Origin of the sequence: Gemmobacter nanjingensis (assembly GCF_014652195.1) — a bacterium.
In the GTDB taxonomy this organism is placed as follows: domain Bacteria; phylum Pseudomonadota; class Alphaproteobacteria; order Rhodobacterales; family Rhodobacteraceae; genus Gemmobacter; species Gemmobacter caeni.
In genome coordinates, this window is sequence record NZ_BMYI01000032.1 from 1 (window position 1) to 22,338 (window position 22,338).

General features: G+C 62.6%; 22 protein-coding genes and 1 tRNA gene. 1 reads left to right on the plus strand and 22 read right to left on the minus strand.

What is annotated here, in order from left to right; genetic code table 11:
- The 15 genes from IE126_RS23880 to IE126_RS23950 form a co-directional block, all read right to left on the minus strand.
- Positions 1 to 98: GTP-binding protein (locus IE126_RS23880; RefSeq protein ID WP_139283883.1), on the minus strand; the 98-nt coding region annotated here is incomplete at its 3' end.
- 88 nt (positions 99 to 186) lie between these two features.
- Entirely contained in the window at positions 187 to 2,304 is a 2,118-nt protein-coding gene (fusA, locus tag IE126_RS23885; RefSeq protein WP_054303069.1) for an elongation factor G, read from the minus strand.
- 12 nt (positions 2,305 to 2,316) lie between these two features.
- Positions 2,317 to 2,787 carry a 30S ribosomal protein S7 gene (gene rpsG / locus IE126_RS23890; protein WP_054303068.1) on the minus strand — a complete coding sequence of 157 codons (471 nt, stop codon included), beginning with the start codon at positions 2,785 to 2,787 and terminating at the stop codon, positions 2,317 to 2,319.
- An 11-nt stretch (positions 2,788 to 2,798) separates the two neighbouring features.
- Positions 2,799 to 3,170, minus strand: coding sequence for a 30S ribosomal protein S12 (gene rpsL / locus IE126_RS23895; protein WP_054303067.1), 372 nt, complete (start codon positions 3,168 to 3,170; stop codon positions 2,799 to 2,801).
- Between the two features lie 269 nt (positions 3,171 to 3,439).
- Positions 3,440 to 4,312 (minus strand): DMT family transporter, encoded by an 873-nt coding sequence (locus IE126_RS23900; RefSeq protein ID WP_308430006.1) that lies wholly within the window; start codon positions 4,310 to 4,312, stop codon positions 3,440 to 3,442.
- Between the two features lie 63 nt (positions 4,313 to 4,375).
- Positions 4,376 to 5,182 (minus strand): glycosyltransferase, encoded by an 807-nt coding sequence (locus tag IE126_RS23905; protein WP_189382733.1) that lies wholly within the window; start codon positions 5,180 to 5,182, stop codon positions 4,376 to 4,378.
- 115 nt (positions 5,183 to 5,297) lie between these two features.
- Positions 5,298 to 9,539, minus strand: a complete 4,242-nt coding sequence (rpoC, locus tag IE126_RS23910) for a DNA-directed RNA polymerase subunit beta' (RefSeq protein WP_054303064.1) — start codon at positions 9,537 to 9,539, stop codon at positions 5,298 to 5,300.
- A gap of 46 nt (positions 9,540 to 9,585) precedes the next feature.
- Entirely contained in the window at positions 9,586 to 13,719 is a 4,134-nt protein-coding gene (rpoB, locus tag IE126_RS23915; protein ID WP_054303071.1) for a DNA-directed RNA polymerase subunit beta, read from the minus strand.
- Between the two features lie 255 nt (positions 13,720 to 13,974).
- Entirely contained in the window at positions 13,975 to 14,352 is a 378-nt protein-coding gene (rplL, locus tag IE126_RS23920; protein ID WP_054303062.1) for a 50S ribosomal protein L7/L12, read from the minus strand.
- A gap of 68 nt (positions 14,353 to 14,420) precedes the next feature.
- Positions 14,421 to 14,936, minus strand: a complete 516-nt coding sequence (rplJ, locus tag IE126_RS23925; protein ID WP_054303061.1) for a 50S ribosomal protein L10 — start codon at positions 14,934 to 14,936, stop codon at positions 14,421 to 14,423.
- A 230-nt stretch (positions 14,937 to 15,166) separates the two neighbouring features.
- Complete coding sequence (rplA, locus tag IE126_RS23930) at positions 15,167 to 15,865, minus strand: 50S ribosomal protein L1 (RefSeq protein WP_054303060.1); 699 nt, start codon at positions 15,863 to 15,865, stop codon at positions 15,167 to 15,169.
- 4 nt (positions 15,866 to 15,869) lie between these two features.
- Positions 15,870 to 16,322: a 50S ribosomal protein L11 gene (gene rplK / locus IE126_RS23935; protein ID WP_054303059.1), complete on the minus strand. Its 453-nt coding sequence runs from the start codon at positions 16,320 to 16,322 to the stop codon at positions 15,870 to 15,872.
- 89 nt (positions 16,323 to 16,411) lie between these two features.
- Positions 16,412 to 16,945 carry a transcription termination/antitermination protein NusG gene (nusG, locus tag IE126_RS23940; protein WP_054303058.1) on the minus strand — a complete coding sequence of 178 codons (534 nt, stop codon included), beginning with the start codon at positions 16,943 to 16,945 and terminating at the stop codon, positions 16,412 to 16,414.
- A 196-nt stretch (positions 16,946 to 17,141) separates the two neighbouring features.
- Positions 17,142 to 17,342, minus strand: a complete 201-nt coding sequence (gene secE, locus IE126_RS23945) for a preprotein translocase subunit SecE (protein WP_054303057.1) — start codon at positions 17,340 to 17,342, stop codon at positions 17,142 to 17,144.
- A gap of 90 nt (positions 17,343 to 17,432) precedes the next feature.
- A complete protein-coding gene (locus tag IE126_RS23950; RefSeq protein ID WP_189382735.1) occupies positions 17,433 to 17,969 on the minus strand; it encodes a peroxiredoxin-like family protein in 537 nt (178 codons plus the stop codon).
- A 70-nt stretch (positions 17,970 to 18,039) separates the two neighbouring features.
- Between IE126_RS23950 and IE126_RS23955 the strand changes: the two genes are divergently transcribed.
- Positions 18,040 to 18,798, plus strand: coding sequence for an AraC family transcriptional regulator (locus IE126_RS23955; protein ID WP_229825864.1), 759 nt, complete (start codon positions 18,040 to 18,042; stop codon positions 18,796 to 18,798).
- Positions 18,799 to 18,833: 35 nt separating this feature from the next.
- Here the strand turns inward: IE126_RS23955 and IE126_RS23960 are convergent.
- The 7 genes from IE126_RS23960 to IE126_RS26435 form a co-directional block, all read right to left on the minus strand.
- Positions 18,834 to 18,909: transfer RNA gene (locus tag IE126_RS23960), tRNA-Trp, on the minus strand.
- A 69-nt stretch (positions 18,910 to 18,978) separates the two neighbouring features.
- The gene (locus IE126_RS23965; protein WP_054303054.1) at positions 18,979 to 19,620 is read right to left on the minus strand and encodes a CatB-related O-acetyltransferase; all 642 of its coding nucleotides are present in this window, start codon (positions 19,618 to 19,620) and stop codon (positions 18,979 to 18,981) included.
- Positions 19,621 to 19,695: 75 nt separating this feature from the next.
- Positions 19,696 to 19,938: a DUF6525 family protein gene (locus IE126_RS23970; protein ID WP_308430007.1), complete on the minus strand. Its 243-nt coding sequence runs from the start codon at positions 19,936 to 19,938 to the stop codon at positions 19,696 to 19,698.
- A 50-nt stretch (positions 19,939 to 19,988) separates the two neighbouring features.
- On the minus strand, positions 19,989 to 21,212 hold the full coding sequence (locus tag IE126_RS23975) for a GTP-binding protein (RefSeq protein WP_189382736.1): 1,224 nt from the start codon (positions 21,210 to 21,212) through the stop codon (positions 19,989 to 19,991).
- A gap of 77 nt (positions 21,213 to 21,289) precedes the next feature.
- The gene (locus tag IE126_RS23980; RefSeq protein WP_054303052.1) at positions 21,290 to 21,685 is read right to left on the minus strand and encodes a VOC family protein; all 396 of its coding nucleotides are present in this window, start codon (positions 21,683 to 21,685) and stop codon (positions 21,290 to 21,292) included.
- Between the two features lie 13 nt (positions 21,686 to 21,698).
- Positions 21,699 to 22,127, minus strand: coding sequence for an HIT family protein (locus IE126_RS23985; protein WP_054303051.1), 429 nt, complete (start codon positions 22,125 to 22,127; stop codon positions 21,699 to 21,701).
- Positions 22,128 to 22,269: 142 nt separating this feature from the next.
- Positions 22,270 to 22,338: EF-Tu C-terminal domain-related protein (locus tag IE126_RS26435; RefSeq protein ID WP_209223782.1), on the minus strand; the 69-nt coding region annotated here is incomplete at its 5' end.

Sequence of the window (22,338 nt, forward strand, 5' to 3'; positions counted from 1 at the left end):
GTGATCGCAGCGGTCAGCGTCGTCTTCCCGTGGTCAACGTGGCCAATCGTGCCAATGTTGACGTGCGGTTTGTTCCGTTCAAACTTTGCCTTTGCCATGGGGGCAAACTCCTCAATTCGTTGCGATGCGGTGCGCGGATGCGCACCCTACGGGCTGGTAGGGCGGGGTTGCCCCCGCCACACCGGATCAGGCGTACTTCTTCTGGATCTCTTGCGAGATGTTTTCCGGCACGGCGTCATAATGATCGAAGATCATGGTGAACACCGCACGCCCCGAGGACATCGAGCGCAGGTTGTTGATGTAGCCGAACATGTTGGCGAGCGGCACCATGGCGGTGATCACGTTCGCATTGCCGCGGCTGTCCTGCCCCTGAACCATGCCCCGACGCGAGGTCAGGTCGCCGATGATGCCGCCGGTGTATTCTTCCGGGGTCACCACTTCGACTTTCATGATCGGTTCCAGCAGCTTCGCGCCGGCTTTCTTCAGACCTTCACGCATAGCGGCACGCGAGGCGATCTCGAAGGCCAGGACCGACGAGTCGACGTCGTGGAACGCACCGTCAACCAGCGCGACCTTGAAGTCGATCACCGGGAAGCCAGCCAGCGGGCCGGAATCCATGACCGATTTGATGCCTTTCTCGACGCCGGGGATATATTCCTTCGGCACCGCGCCACCCACGATCTTCGACTCGAACGAATAGCCTTCGCCCGGCTGGGTCGGGGTGATCTGCAGCTTCACGCGCGCGAACTGGCCGGTACCGCCGGTCTGTTTCTTGTGCGTGTAGTCGATTTCGTGCGGCTGCGAGATGGTTTCGCGATAGGCCACCTGCGGAGCACCGATATTCGCCTCGACCTTGAACTCGCGACGCATACGGTCGACGAGGATGTCGAGGTGAAGTTCGCCCATACCCTTCATGATGGTCTGGCCGGATTCGAAGTTGGTCTCGACGCGGAACGACGGGTCTTCGGCAGCCAGACGTGCGAGGGCGAGGCCCATCTTTTCCTGGTCGGCCTTCGACTTCGGTTCCACGGCGATCTCGATCACCGGCTCCGGGAAGGTCATGGTTTCCAGAACAACGGCGTTGTTCGGGTCGCAGAGGGTGTCACCCGTGGTGGTCTCTTTCAGACCGGCCAGCGCGATGATGTCGCCCGCGAAGGCTTCTTCGATTTCCTCGCGGTTGATGGCGTGCATCATCATCATCCGGCCCACGCGCTCGCGCTTGCCTTTGGTCGCGTTCAGCATCGAGTCGCCCTTTTTGAGGACGCCCGAATAGATGCGGGTAAAGGTCAGCGAACCGACGAAGGGGTCGTTCATGATCTTGAACGCCAGCGCCGAGAAGGGCTGGGCATCGTCGGCCGAACGCGCGATGTCGCGAGTTTCGGTCTCGTCACCGGGTTTGAAGCCCATGTAAGCCGGGATATCCAGCGGCGACGGCAGGAAGTCGATCACGGCGTTCAGAACCGGCTGCACGCCCTTGTTCTTGAACGACGAGCCGGCCAGAACCGGAACGAAGGCCATCGCGAGGCAACCCTTGCGGATCAGCTTGCGCAGCGTGTCGACGTCGGGCTCGTTGCCTTCCAGATAGGCTTCCATCGCGTCGTCGTCTTGCTCGACTGCGAGTTCAACCAGCTTGCCGCGCCATTCGTCGGCAACATCCTTCAGCTCGTCGCGGATGTCACGGATGTCCCAGGTCGCGCCCAGGTCTTCGCCGTGATACACCCACTCCTTCATCAGGACGAGGTCGACAATGCCTTCCAGCTTGTCCTCGGCACCGATGGGCAGGGCCACCGGGCACGGAGTCGCGCCGGTGCGGTCCTTGATCATCTGCACGCATTTGAAGAAGTCGGCACCGATCTTGTCCATCTTGTTGACATAGACGATGCGCGGCACCTTGTAGCGGTCAGCCTGACGCCACACGGTTTCGGTTTGCGGCTCGACACCGGCGTTGGCGTCGAGAAGGCACACCGCACCGTCCAGAACGGCCAGCGAACGTTCCACCTCGATGGTGAAGTCCACGTGGCCGGGGGTGTCGATGATGTTGAAGCGGTGCTTCGCCGAAGTCGGGTTCTTGCCGTCTACGGTCTTTTCCCAGAAGGTCGTGGTCGCAGCGGAGGTAATGGTGATCCCCCGCTCCTGCTCCTGCTCCATCCAGTCCATCGTCGCGGCGCCGTCGTGGACTTCGCCGATCTTGTGGGACTTGCCGGTGTAGTACAGGATACGCTCGGTCGTCGTGGTTTTACCCGCGTCGATGTGCGCCATGATCCCGAAGTTGCGGTAAAGGTCGAGCGGATATTCGCGTGCCATGATGGCGTCCCCTTACCAGCGGTAATGGCTGAACGCTTTGTTCGCGTCAGCCATCTTGTGGGTGTCTTCACGCTTCTTCACAGCGGTGCCGCGGTTGTTCACCGCGTCAGCCAGTTCGGCGGCCAGACGTTCTTCCATGGTATTCTCGTTGCGCTTGCGGGCAGCGGTGATGACCCAGCGGATCGCCAGGGCTTCACGGCGCTCGGTGCGCACTTCGACCGGAACCTGATAGGTCGCACCGCCCACACGGCGGCTGCGGACCTCGACGGCCGGCTTGACGTTGTCCAGGGCTTCATGGAACGCCTGAACCGGCTCGCGCTTCAGGCGCTTTTCCATGCGCTCCAGAGCGCCATAGACGATCGACTCGGCGACGGACTTCTTGCCGTCGATCATCAGGTTGTTCATGAATTTGCTCAGCACGCGATCGCCATATTTGGCGTCGGGCAGGATCTCGCGCTTTTCGGCGGCGTGACGACGGGACATCTCTCAGTTCCTCACTTCGGACGCTTGGCGCCGTATTTCGAACGACGCTGACGACGGTCTTTGACACCCTGGGTATCCAGGACGCCACGCAGGATGTGGTAACGCACACCGGGAAGGTCTTTTACCCGGCCGCCGCGGATCAGCACCACCGAGTGTTCCTGCAGGTTGTGCTTTTCGCCGGGAATGTAGCTGATGACCTCGAAGCCATTGGTCAGGCGCACCTTGGCAACCTTACGCATAGCGGAGTTCGGCTTCTTCGGGGTCGTGGTGTACACGCGGGTGCACACGCCGCGCTTCTGCGGGCAGGATTCCAAGTGCTGCGACTTGGACCTTTTCACTTTCGCTTCCCGCGGCTTGCGGATCAGCTGTTGGATCGTCGGCATTAAACTAGCCTCTATCTTGCAACCCGTTCAATCACCGCTCGTCAGAGGCGTTTCCGGGGGCATTTCTTCGACATGTGCCCTGCGCGTCCGCAAAACACGAAAACCGCATCCGGCCCCAGCGCGGGGCCGACGCGGTGGAATTTCAGAGGATCGGGGCTGTGGGCCCGGATCGTGACCACATCCATTCTGATACCCCGCCCTGCGCAGGGCACAGGTCGGGGTGAGCGGCGTATAGGGGGAGTCGCCCGGGATGTCAACAGGCGCAGGGTTCAGCGGCGGCGGCGGCGCAGGCTGCCTTCACGCAGCAATGTGTAGATGCCGGTCGCCACAACGATGCCCGCCCCCAGCACGGTCAGCCGGTCGGGAAAGGCACCGAACACGACATAGCCGAGCAGGATCGCCCAGAGCAAGGCCGTATATCGGAAGGGCGCGATGGTGCCAATATCCCCGACCCGCATCACCATGACCACAGTCATGTATCCAACGACCAGACAGGCGGAGGCGAAGACCACGATCAGCCCTTCGCGCAGGGTCATCGGCGCCCAGCCTTCAACGGAAAGGCCGGACAGCCCCAGCAGCGTGACCCCTGCCCCGGCCCAGATCGCGACAGTTGCCGAAGGCACACCCCCACCCAGCCTGCGGGTAGACAGATCCCGCACCACGACGCAGGCCACCGAGGCAAGTCCCAGCAGCGCCCAGCGGTCGAACCCCTCAGCTCCCGGCCGCACGATCAGCAGCACACCGAGAAAGCCGATGCCGATGGCGCTGAGCCGACGCCAGCCGATAGGATCGCGCAGTACCAGCGCCGCTGCCAGTGTCACGGCAAGCGGCAGCGACTGCATGATGGCCGAAAGATTGGCCAGCGGCATATGGGTCAGCGCCAGAAGGAAGGTCAGGGTTGCAAAAACCTCGGCCAGCGTGCGCAGCGCCACGATCCTGCCGTCGCGCCGCCCGGGCCAAAGCCGCAGCCCCCCGCGCGCCATGGCAAGAACAACCAGACCCGCCGTTGTCAGAATGCCGCGCAGGGTAATCGCCTGAAACAGCGGAAGCGTCTCTGCCACCGCCTTCATCGCGGTATCGTTCAGTGTGAAGGCCAGCATGGCGACATTCATCAGCAGCACGCCGCGCATATTGTCCGACATCACCACGGTTCTCCCAGTCCCTTTCGGATCGGTAGCAGGGTGGGCACGCAGGGGCCAGAGGGGTCAGAGCCCACGCAGCATCGCAGCCTTGAAGGGGAAATGCGTCTCGATCACCGGGCCAACCTTTGACCAGTCCGATTTCTCGATCCGGCCAGAGGCATGGGGGTCGCTGTCATTGTCGGAATGGACGGTGCGGATGAAGGCGGGCTGGTTGGCATCGGTATAGGTATTGTACCACTGGTTCGCGAAACGGTGGTTCCGGCGGAAGATGTTTTCGCTCACGCCCTTCGGCGTGGTCATCGCAAGGCCAAGCCCGATCGGGGCCTTTTCGATCACCTCGAACACCTCGTTGCCGCCGGGTTTGCGCTCCAGAAAATATCCGCGATGGCAGCCGGTCACCAAGGGCAGTTCCGGCCCCGCGACCGGCAACAGTGCCTCAACCGTGGCCCGCATCCGCGCGACATGATGAATGTCCAGCGCGTCATCATCATCCAGACGGAAGCCGGTGATATGAGTCGCTGTATCCTTCTCAGCCATGGCATAGGCACGCCGCACCGCAAGGTAGTGCGGCAGGGATACCAGCGACACCAGCCGTGCACCCGCCAGCGGTGCCACGGCATCCGACAGACGGTCGCGCCAGACATCCGGCAGATCACGCCCGATCAGGAATACCATGCGGAAATCCTGATCTGATTGCGCCAGCAGCGACGGCAGCGTCAGCTTTTCAAACAGATCAAAACGGCGTTCCAGCCGCGCGGGATCGTAAAGCCGTTTGGCCTGCGCCTCCGGGTCATCGCCCGATTTCACGAAACCGCCTTTGGACGGGTAAGAAAACCGCATCAACCCGATAATCTGGTTTCGGATCTTCACCGCATCCCCCTGATGATCCGCACCAGCATGGCCGGGCCAGAGCCTGCTGTCAAAACGAAAACCCCCGCGACAGGCGCGGGGGTTTCCCAGGTTTCAATGCCCTTGCAGGCTGCCGTCACTCGCGGCTTTCGACCGTATCGACCAGACCGCTGTCGCCTTCGGTGTCCATCACATCGAAGGACGGAGCGGCCAGAGCGGCGGCACCTTCAGCCTCGGCACGGCGGGCCTCGATCACCTCGTGATCACGATCATGCGCGATCTTCTTCACGCGGCTGGTGGCACCGCCGGTGCCGGCCGGGATCAGACGACCCACGATGACGTTCTCTTTCAGGCCGACCAGCTTGTCGCGCTTACCCTGAACCGAAGCCTCGGTCAGAACGCGGGTGGTTTCCTGGAACGACGCGGCCGAGATGAACGACCGGGTTTGCAGGCTGGCCTTGGTGATACCCAGCAGGATCGGCTCCGCCTGCGCTTCGCGCAGACCGTGGTTCCGGGCCTTCTCGTTCGCCTCGTCCAGTTCGATCTTGTCGATATGCTCACCCTTCAGCAGCGTCGTCTCGCCCGAGTCCAGAACCTCGTATTTCTGGAGCATCTGGCGAACGATCACCTCGATGTGCTTGTCGTTGATCTTCACGCCCTGCAGTCGATAGACGTCCTGCACCTCGTCGATCATGTAGTTCGCCAGCGCCTCGACACCCATGATGCGCAGGATGTCATGCGGCGCGGGGTTCCCGTCCATGATGTAATCGCCCTTCTGGACGAAATCGCCTTCCTGAACCGGAATATGCTTCCCTTTCGGGATCATGTATTCCTGCGTCGGCAGGGTCTCGTCCACCGGCTCGATGGTAATGCGGCGCTTGGACTTGTAGTCCTTGCCAAAGCGCACATAGCCATCGGTTTCGGCGATGATCGCGTGATCCTTCGGACGACGGGCCTCGAACAGTTCCGCCACGCGGGGAAGACCCCCGGTGATGTCCTTGGTCTTGGCACCTTCGCGCGGGATACGCGCCACCACGTCACCGGCCCGCAGTTCCTGCCCGTCCTCGACCGAAAGAATGGCATCGACCGACATCGGATAGCTGATCGGGTGCCCCTGATCGTTGCGCATCGGCTCGCCCGTTTCCGGGTTCATCACGATGACCTCGGGCTTCAGGTCGCTGCCTTTCGGCGCCGACCGCCAGTCCGAAACGATCTTCTGGGTCATGCCGGTCGCATCATCGGTGTCCTCGCGGACCGAGATGCCCGAGACGAGATCCACGAACTTCGCAACACCGGCCTTCTCGGCGATGATCGGCAGGGTATAGGGATCCCATTCGAACAGCTTCGTGCCGCGCTTGACCTGCGCCTCTTCCTTGACGTGCAGCTTGGAGCCGTAGGTCAGCTTGTGAACCGCCCGCTCGCCGCCATTCTCGTCGATGATCGCAAGCGACATGTTGCGGCCCATGACGATCTGCTCGCCATTGGCGTTCGACAGAAGGTTGGCATTGCGGAACTCGATCCGGCCTTCCTGCGAAGCTTCTAGGAATGACTGCTGGCCACCCTGGGCCACGCCACCGATGTGGAAGGTCCGCATGGTCAGCTGGGTGCCCGGTTCGCCGATCGACTGCGCGGCGATGATGCCGACAGCCTCGCCGATGTTCACCAGCGTACCGCGTGCAAGGTCACGACCATAGCACATGGCGCAGACGCCTTCCTCGGCCTCGCAGGTCAGCGGGCTGCGGATGCGGCAATGCTGCACGCCATGGGTCGAGATGGCATCGGCACGACGTTCGTCGATCAGCTCACCCTTCTTGACGATCACCTCGTCGGTGCCCGGCACCACGATGTCATCGGCAGCCACGCGGCCCAGCACACGCTCGGCCAGCGAAGCCACGACTTCACCGTCATTCACCGCAGCCTCGGCATTGATCGCGCGTTCGGTGCCGCAATCGTGCACGCGCACGATGCAGTCCTGCGCCACGTCCACCAGACGGCGGGTCAGGTAGCCCGAGTTCGCCGTCTTCAGCGCGGTATCCGACAGACCCTTCCGGGCGCCGTGGGTCGAGTTGAAGTATTCAAGAACGGTAAGACCTTCCTTGAAGTTCGAGATGATCGGCGTCTCGATGATCTCGCCGTTCGGCTTGGCCATCAGGCCGCGCATCGCGCCCAGCTGCTTCATCTGCGTGACCGAACCCCGTGCACCGGAGTGGGCCATCATATAGACCGAGTTCGGCTCTTTCTCGGCACCAGTGTCGTCGAACTTCGGCGCCGAGATGGTTTTCATCATGGCGTCGGTGACCTTGTCGTTACACTTCGACCAGGCGTCCACGACCTTGTTGTACTTCTCGCCCTGGGTGATCAGACCATCCAGATACTGTTGCTCGAACCCGGCAACCTGATCCTTCACCTCGTTGACGATCTCCCACTTGTTGTCGGGGATCACCATGTCGTCCTTGCCGAACGAGATGCCGGCACGGAAGGCCTCGCGGAAGCCCAGACCCATGATCTGGTCACAGAAGATCACCGATTCCTTCTGGCCGCAGTAGCGATAGACGGTGTCGATGACGGTCTGCACGTCTTTCTTCCGCAGCGGGCGGTTCACCAGCTCGAACGGCGCCTTGGCGTTGAGCGGCAGCAGATTGCCCAGACGCAGACGACCGGGGGTCGTCTCATAGCGCTTCCAGACGATGTTGCCCTCGTCATCGACCTGACGCAGACGCGCCTGGATCCTGGCATGCAGATGCACCGCACCGGCGGCCAGTGCGTGTTCGACTTCCTCGATGTCGCGGAAGACCTTGCCTTCGCCAACCATGCCCTTGCGTTCCATGGTGACGTAGTAAAGGCCCAGAACCATGTCCTGCGACGGAACGATGATCGGCGCGCCGTTGGCGGGCGACAGAACGTTGTTCGTCGACATCATCAGAACGCGGGCTTCCAGCTGCGCTTCAAGGCTCAGCGGGACGTGCACGGCCATCTGGTCGCCGTCGAAGTCGGCGTTGAAAGCCGAGCAGACCAGCGGGTGAAGCTGGATCGCCTTGCCCTCGATCAGTTGCGGCTCGAACGCCTGGATGCCCAGACGGTGCAGCGTGGGCGCACGGTTCAGAAGAACCGGATGCTCGCGGATCACCTCGTCGAGGATATCCCAGACCTCCGGGCGCTCTTTCTCGACCAGCTTCTTCGCCTGTTTCACGGTCGAGGACAGGCCCTTGGCCTCCAGACGCGAATAGATGAAGGGCTTGAACAGTTCGAGCGCCATCTTCTTCGGCAGGCCGCACTGGTGCAGCTTGAGTTCCGGCCCGGTCACGATGACCGAACGACCCGAGAAGTCGACGCGCTTACCCAGCAGGTTCTGACGGAACCGGCCCTGTTTGCCTTTCAGCATGTCGGACAGCGATTTCAGCGGGCGCTTGTTGGTGCCCGTGATCACGCGGCCGCGACGGCCATTGTCGAACAGCGCATCCACCGCCTCTTGCAGCATCCGCTTTTCGTTGCGCACGATGATGTCGGGCGCACGCAGTTCGATCAGCCGCTTCAGGCGGTTGTTCCGGTTGATGACGCGACGATACAGGTCGTTCAGGTCGGACGTGGCGAAGCGGCCGCCGTCCAGCGGGACCAGCGGGCGCAGTTCCGGCGGGATCACCGGCAGCACGGTCAGGATCATCCACTCGGGACGGTTGCCCGACTCGAGGAACGATTCCACGATCTTCAGCCGCTTGATGATCTTCTTCGGCTTCAGTTCGCCCGTGGCTTCCTTCAACTCTTCGCGCAACTGTTCGGCCGTCGAATCGAGGTCGATATTCGACAGCATCTCGCGGATCGCCTCGGCGCCGATATTGGCGGTGAAGGCGTCGGCGCCGTAATTGTCCTGCGCGTCGAGGAATTCCTCTTCCGTCATCAACTGGCCATAGGTCAGGTCAGTCAGACCCGGCTCGATGACGACGTAGTTTTCAAAATAGAGGATACGTTCCAGATCGCGCAGCGTCATGTCGAGCATGAGGCCAATCCGGCTCGGCAGCGACTTCAGGAACCAGATGTGGGCGACGGGCGCGGCCAGTTCGATATGGCCCATCCGCTCGCGCCGCACCTTCTGGAGCGTCACTTCCACGCCGCATTTCTCGCAGACAACGCCGCGATATTTCATGCGCTTGTATTTGCCGCAAAGGCATTCGTAATCTTTGATCGGGCCAAAGATCCGCGCGCAGAACAGACCGTCACGCTCCGGCTTGAACGTGCGGTAGTTGATGGTTTCCGGCTTCTTGATCTCGCCATAGGACCACGACAGGATCCGCTCGGGCGAAGCCAGCGAGATCTTGATCTCGTCAAAGGTCTTGACGGGGGCAACCGGGTTGAACGGGTTGTTGGTCAGTTCCTGGTTCATCTTGCGTCCTTAAAAAGAGGGATGGGTGAGGAGGGCGCGACCGCCCTCACTCCTCCTCCGCATCCAGGAGTTCCATATTCAGGCCGAGGCCGCGGACTTCCTTGACGAGCACGTTGAAGCTCTCGGGAACGCCCGCCTCGAAATTGTCCTCGCCCTTCACGATCGACTCGTAGACCTTGGTCCGGCCGGCCACGTCGTCCGACTTCACCGTCAGCATCTCTTGCAGGGTGTAGGCGGCGCCATAGGCTTCCAGAGCCCAGACCTCCATCTCCCCCAGACGCTGACCACCGAACTGCGCCTTGCCGCCCAGCGGTTGCTGGGTGACGAGGGAGTACGGTCCGGTCGAACGTGCGTGCAGCTTGTCGTCGACAAGGTGGTGCAGCTTGAGCATGTATTTCACGCCCACGGTGACACGGCGGGCGAATTTCTCGCCCGTGCGGCCATCGAACACCTCCGACTGACCCGACTGGTCGAAACCGGCCCGGCGCAGCGCGTCGTTGACGTCCGCCTCTTTCGCACCATCGAAGACCGGCGTGGCAATCGGCACGCCGCGCGTGACGTTCCCGGCCAGTTCAAGGAATTCGTCCTCGTCGCGGTCCGAGAAGGCGGCGTCATAGGTCTCGTCGCCGTAGGCCAGACGCATCGCCTCACGCACCGGAGTCATATCGCCGGAGCGGCGATAGTCCTTCAGCGCCTCGTCGATCTTCAGCCCCAGACCGCGCGCGGCCCAGCCCATGTGCGTTTCAAGGATCTGACCGACGTTCATCCGCGACGGCACACCAAGCGGGTTCAGCACCAGATCGACCGGGGTGCCATCCGCGAGGAACGGCATGTCCTCCATCGGCACCACTTTCGAGATAACGCCCTTGTTGCCGTGACGACCGGCCATCTTGTCGCCCGGTTGCAGCTTGCGCTTCACCGCGACGAACACCTTGACCATCTTCATCACGCCCGGAGGCAGATCGTCGCCGCGACGGACCTTCTCGACCTTGTCCTCGAAGCGAAGGTCCAGCGCGCGGCGCTGAGCCTCGAACTGGTCGTGCAGGGCCTCGACTTCCTTGGCCAGATCTTCCTCGCCGACAGCAAGCTGCCACCACTGGCCACGCGACAGCGACCCCAGCAGTTCGTCATCAATGGTCGAACCGGCCTTGATGCCTTTCGGACCCTTGACGGCGACCTTGCCCATGATCAGCGACTTCAGACGCGCATAGATGTTGCGCTCCAGAATGGTCAGCTCGTCGTCGCGGTCGCGCGACAGGCGCTCCACTTCTTCACGCTCGATCTGAAGCGCACGCTCGTCCTTGTCCACGCCATGACGGTTGAACACACGGACTTCCACGATGGTGCCATAGGCGCCCGGCGGCAGACGCAGCGAAGTATCGCGCACATCGCTGGCCTTTTCCCCGAAGATGGCGCGCAGAAGCTTCTCTTCCGGCGTCATCGGGCTTTCGCCCTTCGGGGTGATCTTGCCGACCAGAATATCACCCGGCTGCACCTCTGCGCCGATGTAAACGATGCCAGCCTCGTCGAGGTTGCGCAGCGCCTCTTCACCGACGTTCGGGATGTCGCGGGTGATTTCTTCCGGCCCGAGCTTGGTATCGCGGGCGGCGACTTCGTATTCCTCGATATGGATCGAGGTGAACACGTCGTCGCGCAGGATGCGTTCCGAGATCAGGATCGAGTCTTCATAGTTGTAGCCGTTCCACGGCATGAAGGCCACGATCACGTTCCGGCCAAGCGCCAGTTCGCCCATGTCGGTGCAGGGGCCATCGGCCACCACTTCGCCACGCGCGACCTTGTCGCCCACCTTCACCAGCGGGCGCTGGTTGATGCAGGACGACTGGTTCGACCGCTTGAACTTGCGCAGACGATAAATGTCCACGCCCGGCTCGCCGGGCTCCAGGAACTCGGTCGCACGCACAACGATACGGGTCGCGTCGACCTGGTCGATCACGCCACCGCGCCGCGCCATGATGGCCGCGCCGGAATCGCGGGCCACGACGGCCTCGATCCCGGTGCCGACGAAGGGCGCGTCCGATTGCAGCAGCGGCACGGCCTGACGCTGCATGTTCGAGCCCATCAGCGCGCGGTTGGCGTCGTCATTTTCCAGGAAGGGAATGAGCGAAGCCGCGACCGACACGAGCTGTTTCGGCGACACGTCGATCAGGTCGATGGCATCCGGCGGATTGAGCATGAATTCGCCCGCTTTCCGCGACGAAATCAGATCGTCCTGGAAGCGGCCCTGCTCATCCTGCGCGGCGTTGGCCTGCGCGACGGTATGGCGCATCTCTTCGGTCGCCGACATGTAGACCACATCGTCGGTCACCTTGCCGTCCACCACCTTGCGGTAGGGGGTTTCGATGAAGCCATACTTGTTCACGCGGGCAAACGTGGCCAGCGAGTTGATCAGACCGATGTTCTGGCCTTCCGGCGTCTCGATGGGGCACATCCGGCCATAGTGGGTCGGGTGAACGTCGCGCACCTCGAAGCCCGCGCGTTCGCGGGTCAGACCGCCCGGCCCGAGCGCCGACAGACGGCGCTTGTGCGTCACTTCCGACAGCGGGTTGGTCTGGTCCATGAACTGCGACAGCTGCGACGAGCCAAAGAACTCGCGCACCGCGGCAGCGGCCGGTTTGGCGTTGATCAGGTCTTGCGGCATGATCGTGTCGATTTCCACCGACGACATCCGCTCCTTGATCGCACGGTCCATGCGCAGCAGGCCGACGCGATACTGATTTTCCATCAGCTCGCCCACCGAACGCACACGGCGGTTGCCGAGGTGGTCGATGTCGTCGATCTCGCCCTTGCCATCCCGCAGTTCGACCAGCGCCTTGATGCACTGGACGATATCGTCGCGGTCCAGCGTGCGCTGGGTATCCGGCTTCGCCAGATCCAGACGCATGTTCATCTTGACGCGGCCCACGGCCGACAGGTCATAGCGCTCGCTGTCGAAGAACAGCGTGTCGAACAGGGTCGAGGCGGCTTCCACGGTCGGCGGCTCGCCCGGACGCATCACGCGATAGATGTCCATCAGCGCGGTGTCGCGGTTCCAGTTCTTGTCCGCGGCCATGGTGTTGCGGATGTAGGGACCGACGTTGATATTGTCGATGTCCAGCACCGGGATCTCGGTGATGCCCTGATCCAGCAGCACCTTCAGCGTGCCACCCTTCACCTCGCCGTCGCGATCGTAGTCCATGGTGAGTTCATCACCGGCCTCGACCCAGATCTCGCCGGTGTCTTCGTTGATGATGTCACGCGCGACATAGCGGCCGATGATATGGTCGAACGGGATCAGCAGTTCGGTGATCTGCGCCTCGTCGATCCATTTCTTGACCATACGCGGCGTGGCTTTCTCGCCCGCCTTCAGGATCACCTCGCCGGTGGCCGCATCCACGAGATCATAGCTCGGCCGGGTGCCGCGCACGCGCTCGGGGAAGAACCGGGTCACCCAGCCCTTGTTCTTCTGATACTTGAAGGTGACCGTATCGTAATACGCCTTCATGATGCTTTCCTGATCCATGCCCAGGGCATAGAGCAGCGTCGTCACGGGCAGTTTCCGGCGACGGTCAATGCGTGCGAACACGATGTCCTTGGCGTCGAACTCGAAGTCCAGCCACGAGCCGCGATACGGGATGATGCGGCAGGCGAACAGCAGTTTGCCCGAGGAATGGGTCTTGCCCTTGTCGTGGTCGAAGAACACGCCGGGCGAACGGTGCATCTGGCTGACGATCACGCGCTCGGTGCCGTTCACGATGAACGTACCGTTCGCCGTCATCAGGGGCATGTCGCCCATGTAGACGTCCTGTTCCTTGATGTCCTTCACCGACCGGGCGCCGGTGTTTTCATCGACATCGAACACGATCAGACGCAGCGTCACCTTCAGCGGCGCGGCATAGGTCATGTCGCGCTGCTGGCACTCGTCGACGTCATATTTCGGCTTTTCCAGCTCGTATTTCACGAATTCCAGAACGGCGGTCTCGTTGAAGTCCTTGATCGGGAAAACCGACTGGAAGACGCCCTGAATGCCCTCGCCATCCTGCGCCTTCGGGCCGTCGCCCGATTTCAGGAACAGGTCATACGAGGATTTCTGAACCTCGATGAGGTTCGGCATTTCAAGGACTTCACGGATTTTGCCAAAGTAGCGGCGGATCCGCTTCTGGCCAACGTAGCTCTGAGCCATGCTCATCGTCACCTTTCTGTTTCGCCGACGCGCGGCCTGTCGGGGCTCAGGCGCGTGCCGATTGCGATCAGGGGGGAGGTTCCATTCATGCGGCCCTTCCCGACGGGCCGCTCCCGAACCTCGAACCACGCCTGGGAAGAAGCTGCGCACAGCACCTTCCGAGCCGGGGTCCCTTGAGACGGCTCAAGCTGGGCCTGACGCATGGTCAGACCCAGCCCGATCCGTAGACCTTTCAGTGCCAGGGCACCGGAAGGATTACTTCAGCTCGACCTTGGCGCCAGCCTCTTCGAGCTTCTTCTTCATCGCTTCGGCATCAGCCTTGGCAACGCCTTCTTTCACTTTGCCGCCGGCTTCCACCAGGTCCTTGGCTTCTTTCAGGCCAAGACCGGTGATCGCGCGCACTTCCTTGATCACGTTGATCTTGTTGGCGCCGGCGTCGGTCAGGACGACGTCGAACTCGGTCTTTTCTTCTTCAGCCGGAGCAGCCGCACCAGCAGCCGGGCCAGCAACCATCACCGCGCCGCCAGCAGCCGGCTCGATGCCATACTCATCCTTCAGGATGTTCTTCAGTTCCTGGGCTTGCAGGAGGGTCAGACCGACGATTTGTTCGGCGAGAGCTTTAAGATCAGCCATTTTTCAGTTCCGTTCAGTTAAGATGGGGGTTCCAACGGGATTGGGCAACCCACGCGAATATCCCAAGGTCAGGCCGCAGCCTTGTCCTCGATGGTCGAAAGGATGCCAGCGATGTTCGAAGCAGGCGCGCCAATGGCCCCGGCGATGCTGGACGCGGGCGCACCGATCATCGACACGATCTGAGCAATGAGCTCTTCGCGCGACGGCAGGGCGGCCACGGCTTTCACACCGGCCTGGTCCAGAACCGTGTCGCCCATGGCACCGCCCAGAATCACGAACTTGTCGTTCTTCTTGGCGTAAGCCTCGCAGACCTTCGCCGCAGCGACGGGGTCTTCCGAAAAGGACATCACGGTCATGCCCGTGAGCAGGTCACCCATCTTCGCAGCGGGTTTCCCTTCAAGGGCGATCTTGGCGAGCTTGTTCTTGGCAACGCGAACGGAACCGCCGACGGCGCGCATTTGCGCCCGCAGGTCCTGCATCTCTGCAACCGTGATACCCGCGTAGTGTGCAACCACAACCACGCCAGAGCTTTCGAAGATCTGGCCGAGTTCCTCGACCACTTTCTCTTTCTGGGCTCTATCCACAGTTTCACTCCAAGTTTGGGGGTTTCCCCCCGGCTCGTATCTGCCCCTGTCACCAAGGGCGTTCGGGTCCGCTTGGGGTTCCCGAAACCAAGACCGCCGAGGCGCTCTTCAATCCCGATCCCCATCTCAGGCAGGACATTAAGGCGTTTGCGCGCCACCCGCCGTCTCGGACAGGACGGGGCGTTACCGCCCCGCCATCCCCTTGTCACCAAGGGGAATTTCGTATGGCCTCAGTTACCCGAAGCCGAAGCGAGGTCGATCGACACGCCCGGACCCATGGTCGAGGACAGCGAAACCTTCTTCACATAGGTGCCTTTGGCCCCTGCCGGTTTGGCGCGGGTCACGGCGTCAACGAAAGCGCGGACGTTTTCGGACAGCTTGCCGTCCTCGAACGAGACCTTGCCGATACCGGCATGGATCACACCGGCCTTTTCGACCTTGAACTGGACTTCGCCGCCCTTCGCCGCTTCGACAGCCGTTTTCACGTCCATCGTCACGGTGCCGACTTTCGGGTTCGGCATCAGGTTGCGCGGGCCAAGGATCTTACCCAGACGGCCGACCAGCGGCATCATGTCCGGGGTGGCGATGCAGCGATCGAATTCGATCTTGCCCGACTGGATGGTTTCCATCAGGTCTTCGGCGCCCACGATGTCGGCACCGGCGGCCTTGGCTTCATCAGCCTTGGCGCCACGGGCGAACACCGCCACGCGCACGGTCTTGCCGGTCCCGTTCGGGAGCTGGACAACACCACGAACCATCTGGTCAGCGTGACGCGGGTCAACACCGAGGTTCATCGCGATTTCAAGGGTTTCGTCGAATTTCGCCGTGGCAGCCGACTTGATCAGCTTCACCGCATCCTCAACCGAGACCAGTTCCTTGCCAACGAAAGCTTCGCGGGCGGCTTTGGTACGTTTACCGAGTTTCGCCATGATCTCAGCCCTTCACTTCGATGCCGCAGGACTTGGCCGAGCCGAGGATGATCTGCATCGCGGCCTCGACGGAGTTCGCGTTCAGGTCTTTCATCTTGGTTTCGGCGATCTGGCGGATCTGCGCCGCGGTCACCTTGCCAGCCACTTCACGGCCCGGCTTCGACGAACCCTTCGGACGGTTCCGCTTGCCGACGGCCGGCAGACCAGCGGCAACCTTCAGCAGGTAGGAAGCCGGCGGGGTTTTCAGGTCGAGCGAGAACGACTTGTCCTGATAGTAGGTGATGACCGTCGGGATCGGGGTGCCCGGCGCGAAATCAGCGGACTTCGCGTTGAATTCCTTCACGAAGGCCATGATGTTCAGACCGCGCTGACCCAGCGCCGGACCTACCGGCGGGGAGGGGTTGGCCTGCTGGGCCTTCACTTGCAGCTTGAGGCTGCCGATAATCTTCTTGGCCATCTGGCCGTCTCCTTTGTCACCGCACCCCTGGGGGCGCATGGTTTAGTGGTCCGGTCCGGGGCGCACCCCTCGCCTCCCACGCACAGCACTCAGATCTGCTTGGAGACCTGAGTGAATTCCAGTTCGACCGGGGTCGCACGGCCGAAGATCGACACCGTGACCTTCAGGCGCTGATGATCGTCGTCCACACCCTCGACCATACCGTCGAAACCCTCGAACGGGCCGTCGGTCACCTTGACCTTCTCGCCCACATCGAAACGGATCAGGGTGCGCGGCGCCTCCTGCCCCTCCTCGACGCGGTTCAGGATGGTGTTCACCTCAGCATCGCGCATCGGCATCGGCTTGCCCTGCGGGCCAAGGAACCCCGTCACCCGGTTGATCGACGAGATCAGATGGTAGCCGCGATTCGACATCTCCATGCGCACGAGCACATAGCCCGGCATGAAGCGACGCTCGGAGGTCACCTTCTTGCCGCGGCGCACCTCGATCACCTCTTCGGTCGGAACGAGAACTTCCTCGATCTCGTCCTCAAGGCCGTTTTCCGCCACGGCTTGCTTGATCTGCTCGGCGACCTTCTTCTCGAAATTCGAGAGGACGGAAACCGAATACCACCGCTTCGCCATGCTGCCTTCACCACCTTCGTCGCACGGGTAAGGCCGCAGCCCGTCCCGTGAAATTCCTGCCAAATCAGGGCGATAGCTCACCCCGGACGGAACAAAAAACAGCGCGCAACTCGAATCGCTGCGCGCCGGTTTCCCATTCGTTGCGGCGGACATAACGGTCCGCGCCCCGGAATACAAGGAAAAACGGCGTTATCGCTCAGCCGCCGAAGCCGCCGACGACAGCGGAAAGCCCGCTGCGGATCGCCAGATCGACCAGGCTGAAGAAGGTTGCCGACAGGGCGGCCATGATGAACACCATGATCGTCGTCAGCACAACTTCGCGACGCGACGGCCAGACAACCTTGCCCACCTCGGTGCGCACCTGCTGGATGAACTGGAGAGGGTTGACCTTTGCCATGCGTGAAGTCCTGCCAATGCGCGTGCGCCGTTTCAGGGGGCGGAGATACGCGCTTGCGCCCCGGATTTCAAGCGCAAGCCGTGCCGCAGCCTAAACCGCACCCGTATATTCGCCCCGCGCCGGGTAGTCAGCCTTGATGGCGAAGTCCAGCGCCCCCACCAGTTCCGAGAAATGCGGGCGCACGAAGGGCATGGTCTGCACCGATCCGTAGTAAAGTGTTTGCTGCGCCGTCACCAGAAACAGGCCCGGTTCGGAGAATACCGCAGGCTCCTCCAGCCCGATGGAGGTCTTGCCCCGCGATGTGGACAGGTAAAGCCCCCAGTCCCGCGCAACCGACAGCGGCAGATCATATCCGATGCGCAAGGTATCGGCTCCGATTTTAGCGGCCATACCCCGCGCGCGCTCCGCCGTGTCAGAGCTGACCGCAACGATGCCAACACCGCGCGCCACAAAATCGGCAACGCGTTTCTGCAACTCGGTCAGATAGGTCGCGCAGATCGGGCAGTGCAGGCCGCGATAGAAACAGACCAGCGTACCACGCTCATTCCGCTCCGCCGCCAGATCGAAGGCCCCATGGTCCAGCGTCGGAACAGCAAGATCCGGGGTTTTCTGGCGCGGCATCAGCATCGGGTATCCTTTCTTGGCTTTGATACCGGGTGGGTATATCAAGTGTTTTCATCCTGAAAATCCGAAGAACATGACAGAAACCCCCGAAACCCGCCCCGACCGCCTGTCCAGCCTGATGGCGCGCTTCACATTGTCCGTCAGCCCCGCACCTGTGGGCACGGGAAACCTGATCGTGCTGGCAACACAGGACGGCACGGCAGATCACGCACTGCTGTGCCTGCGCGGCAAGGCGCTGCACAGCGGCGAGCGGGCGCCGCTGCTCTCGGCCCGCGTCGATTGGGGCGGGGTGGCCAACCCGCTGGCCAGCGCTCTGCCAGATCCGGTACGCGTCGATCTGCGGCAGGATGCTGAAGGCGCCACGCTGATCCGCCTGCTTCAGGCCGAGATCACCGGCCCGCGCTGTGGCAGTGCATCCGTCATCGCGCGGCTGATCGAAGTTCTGATTGTACGGATGCTGCGGGACTGCATCGCCTCGGGCTCTGCCACACCCGGCCTTCTGGCAGGCCTGGCAGACCCCCGGCTCAGCCGCGCCATCGTCGCCATTCACGACCAGCCCGAAAAGACCTGGCTGAATGACGATCTCGCCGCCATCGCGGGCCTCTCGCTGAGCCGGTTCGCAGACCTGTTCACTGTAACCATGGGCGAAACGCCCGGGGCCTATGCCCGCCGGTGGCGGCTGTTGCTGGCCCGGCAGGATCTGGCGCGCGGCCAGCGGGTTGAGCGTGTGGCGCATCGTTACGGTTATGGCTCGGCCGAAGGGTTCAGCCGCGCCTACCGGCAGCATTTCGGGACAGCGCCCATAGCTGAGCGCAAGCGCCACAGCGCCTGACCACTTCACACATCATATCTATATCTGGAAGGGCCTGGCAGGGGCAGCAGGACTTGAACCCGCGACCCTCGGTTTTGGAGACCGATGCTCTACCAACTGAGCTATACCCCTAGGCCTGCGGCGGGAATTACGGCACCCATGGGGGGAAATCAAGGGGCAACCTGAGGCTGCCCCGAATTTTCAGCACCGCTCCAGTGCGTCGATGTCATCGGTCATCAAAGCGGGCAAAGCCGCCTCGATCCGATGGGCGGACCAGTCCCACCACGCCAGCGCCAGCAGGCGTTCGACCACATCGGGGGCAAAGCGATAGCGGATCACCCGCGCCGGGTTGCCCGCGACAATCGCATAAGGCGGCACCTCACCGCCCACCACCGCCCCGGCACCAACGATCACCCCGGCACCCAGACGCGCGCCAGGCAGGATCAGCGCGCCGTGGCCGATCCAGACATCCGGACCGATCACTGTATCTGGCAGACCCTTCACCTGCCCCAGCATCAGGGGCAGCGTCGCCGGATCGAAAACCGCAAAAGGATAGGTACTGAACCCGCCCATCAGGTGATTGGCCGAGGCGGTGATGAAACGCACACCATGCGCGATCTGACAGAAGGCCCCGATCAGAAGCCGTTCCGGCGCACCGGGATAAAGATAGGGCGCCAGCCGCGCCGCCCAGTCCTCCGGCGGATCGAAGTCATTGGCATAGGCGTGGCGACCGACGGTAATGTTCGGATGGTCGATGACAGCGGCCAGATGCACCATCGACAGGTTTTCAGACCCGTCGGCAAAACGCATCGGATGCCGCAAGGCGGGATTAGGGAAGGGCATGGCAAGACCTTTGGCTGATGTTTATGGAAACAGGCTCAGGCGGTCTTGTTCATCTTTCCCTCCATCGGTGTGGTTCTATCCTGCCACAGGTTGCACCGCACCACCAGCCATCGGATGCCCCGCCCCCCAGATGCGCGCCGCATCCCGCGCCACCAGCCGCGCTTCGGCGATCGTCAGACGGTCCAGCGCCGCTGCCTCGCTGCCGGTTTCGGCCAGCGTGCGCCGCCACAGCCGCAAGGCGCTGGCGGCGCTCCACGGCAGAAGCGCCCCGGCCAGCCAACGCCGCAACGGTGGCGGCAGCCCGTCGTAGACCGCCATCGGGGCACCCTTCTGCGGACGCCGCCGCAGCCGTGTTGCCAGATTGCGCCTCATGCCGCCCCGGCGCCCCAGCGCGGGAAGGGGTCGGCCATGCCGGCCCAATCTTCCGGCCGGAATACCTGCGCAGGCACCAGCGCCGCATCCAGCGCCGCCGTCAGCGCGGCCCGGTCCAGCCCCATACCGATGAACACTATCTCCTGCCGCCGGTCGCCCCATGGCTCGACCCATTGCGCAGCAATCTCGGCCCGCGCCTCGGGATGGCTCGGCAAGCGTTCCGTCGGAACCGAGGCCCACCACCGCCCCAAGGGCCGCACCGATGATATCGCCCCCGCAAGCGAGAACTCCGCCGCCCAGTCCGGTCGCGTTGACAGCCAGAAATGCCCTTTCGCGCGGATGACACCCGGCAGATCACCATTCAGCACCCGATACACACGGCCCGGATCAAAAGGCGCCCGCGCCCGGTAAACGAAAGACGAAATGCCGTATTCCTCGGTCTCCGACACATGATCGGCAAAACCGTAAAGCTCCTGCGCCCAAAGCGGGTGCTGATGGGCGCGGTCAAAATCGAAAAGCCCGGTATCCAGCACCTGCCCCGCATCAACCCGCGCGAAGTCGGTCTCGATGATCCGCGCATCGGCATTCAGCGACCGCACGATGGCGCGTGCCTCCGCCAGGGCGCGGGGCGCGGCATCGGAGACCTTGTTCAGAACAATCACATCGGCAAATTCGATCTGCTCGGTCAGCAGTTGCACGATGCTGCGATCATCCTGCCGCCCCAGCACCTCACCCCGGTCGCCCAGCAGATCATGCGAGGCAAAATCGCGCGGCAGGTTCACCGCATCGACCACGGTCACCATGCAGTCCAGCCGGGCGACATCGGACAGGCTTTCCCCCTCCGCATCACGGAAGTCGAAGGTAGCGGCCACAGGCAGCGGCTCAGCAATGCCGGTTGATTCGATCAGCAGATAGTCGAAACGGCCCTCCTCCGACAGGCGACGCACCTCGGTCAGCAGGTCTTCGCGCAGGGTGCAGCAGATGCAGCCGTTCGTCATCTCGACCAGCTTTTCCTCCGCCCGGCTCAGGTCGCTGCCAGCACGCACCAGATCCGCGTCGATATTCACCTCGGACATGTCATTGACGATGACTGCAACACGGCGGCCTTCGCGGTTGTTAAGGATAGCATTCAACAGGGTTGTTTTGCCCGCCCCCAGAAAACCGGACAGAACGGTGACGGGCAGGCGGCAATCGCGGGTCTGGCTCACAGGTACCTCCATTACGTTATATCATAACATAAATGGATCATGCTGCCCTCGCAATGACAAAGGCCGCCCCAAGGGCGGCCTTCCGGCGATCAGAGGTAACGCCCGCCGCGTTGCAAGACCTCGATCTTATAGCCATCGGGGTCCGTGACGAAGAAGAACCGCGCGATCACGCTGCCGCCCGGCGCGAAATCCACCAGCTTGCCGGGGTTCAGCCCGGCCGTCGTGAACCGCGCATGTTCGGCGGCAATATCCTCAACCGAAAAGGCGATATGACCGTAGCCGTCACCCAGATCATATGGCTCTGTCCGGCCCCGGTTCACCGTCAGCTCCAGTTCCACCTCGGATTCGGCATTAGACAGGTAGATCAGCGAGAAATCGGGAAAATCCAGCCGCTCGGCCACGCGCAGCCCGAAGGCCATGTCATAGAAGGCCAGCGCGCGCGCCTCGTCCAGCACGCGGATCATGGAATGGATGTAACGGGGCATCGGAAACTCCGGGTCAGGAAAAGGCGGGTCGAAGGGCGGCGGCGATGGCGGCCATCTCCTCGGCGGGCAATTGCGGCGGCGCGCTGAACACACCCGGCCCATCGGCCAGATAGGCGGCCGAGGTCACGTCATGCTGATCCTGCATGGGCACCACATGGGCGTGGGCATGCGGCACATGAATGCCGGTGTAGAACATCGCTACGCGCGGCACGCCGTAAAGCGCCTTCATCCGGCGTGCTAGCTGTTGCGCGCAGGTGGTCACGCGGGTCGCAAGGTCGGGCGGCAGATCCTCGAACCAGACGTGATGCGCCTTCGGGATCACCAGGGCATGACCGGGCCGGATCGGGTGCAGGTCGAGGAAGGCGAGGATGTGATCATCCTCATAAAGCTTGTGCGCAGGCAGCGCACCGGCGGCGATCCGGCAGAACAGGCAATCGGTCATGGGCGGGTTCCTCGGATCCGGGCACGCCTACCCTAGCCGCCTCCCGTCGCGCGTCCACCGCGAAAGCAGAAGGGCCGCCCTTTTGGGCGGCCCTTCGTATCTGAGACCTTCGACACGCCGTTGCGGGCGCGTCTTTGGATCATCATTCGATGATCTTCGACACCACGCCGGCGCCGACGGTGCGGCCGCCTTCGCGGATGGCGAAGCGCAG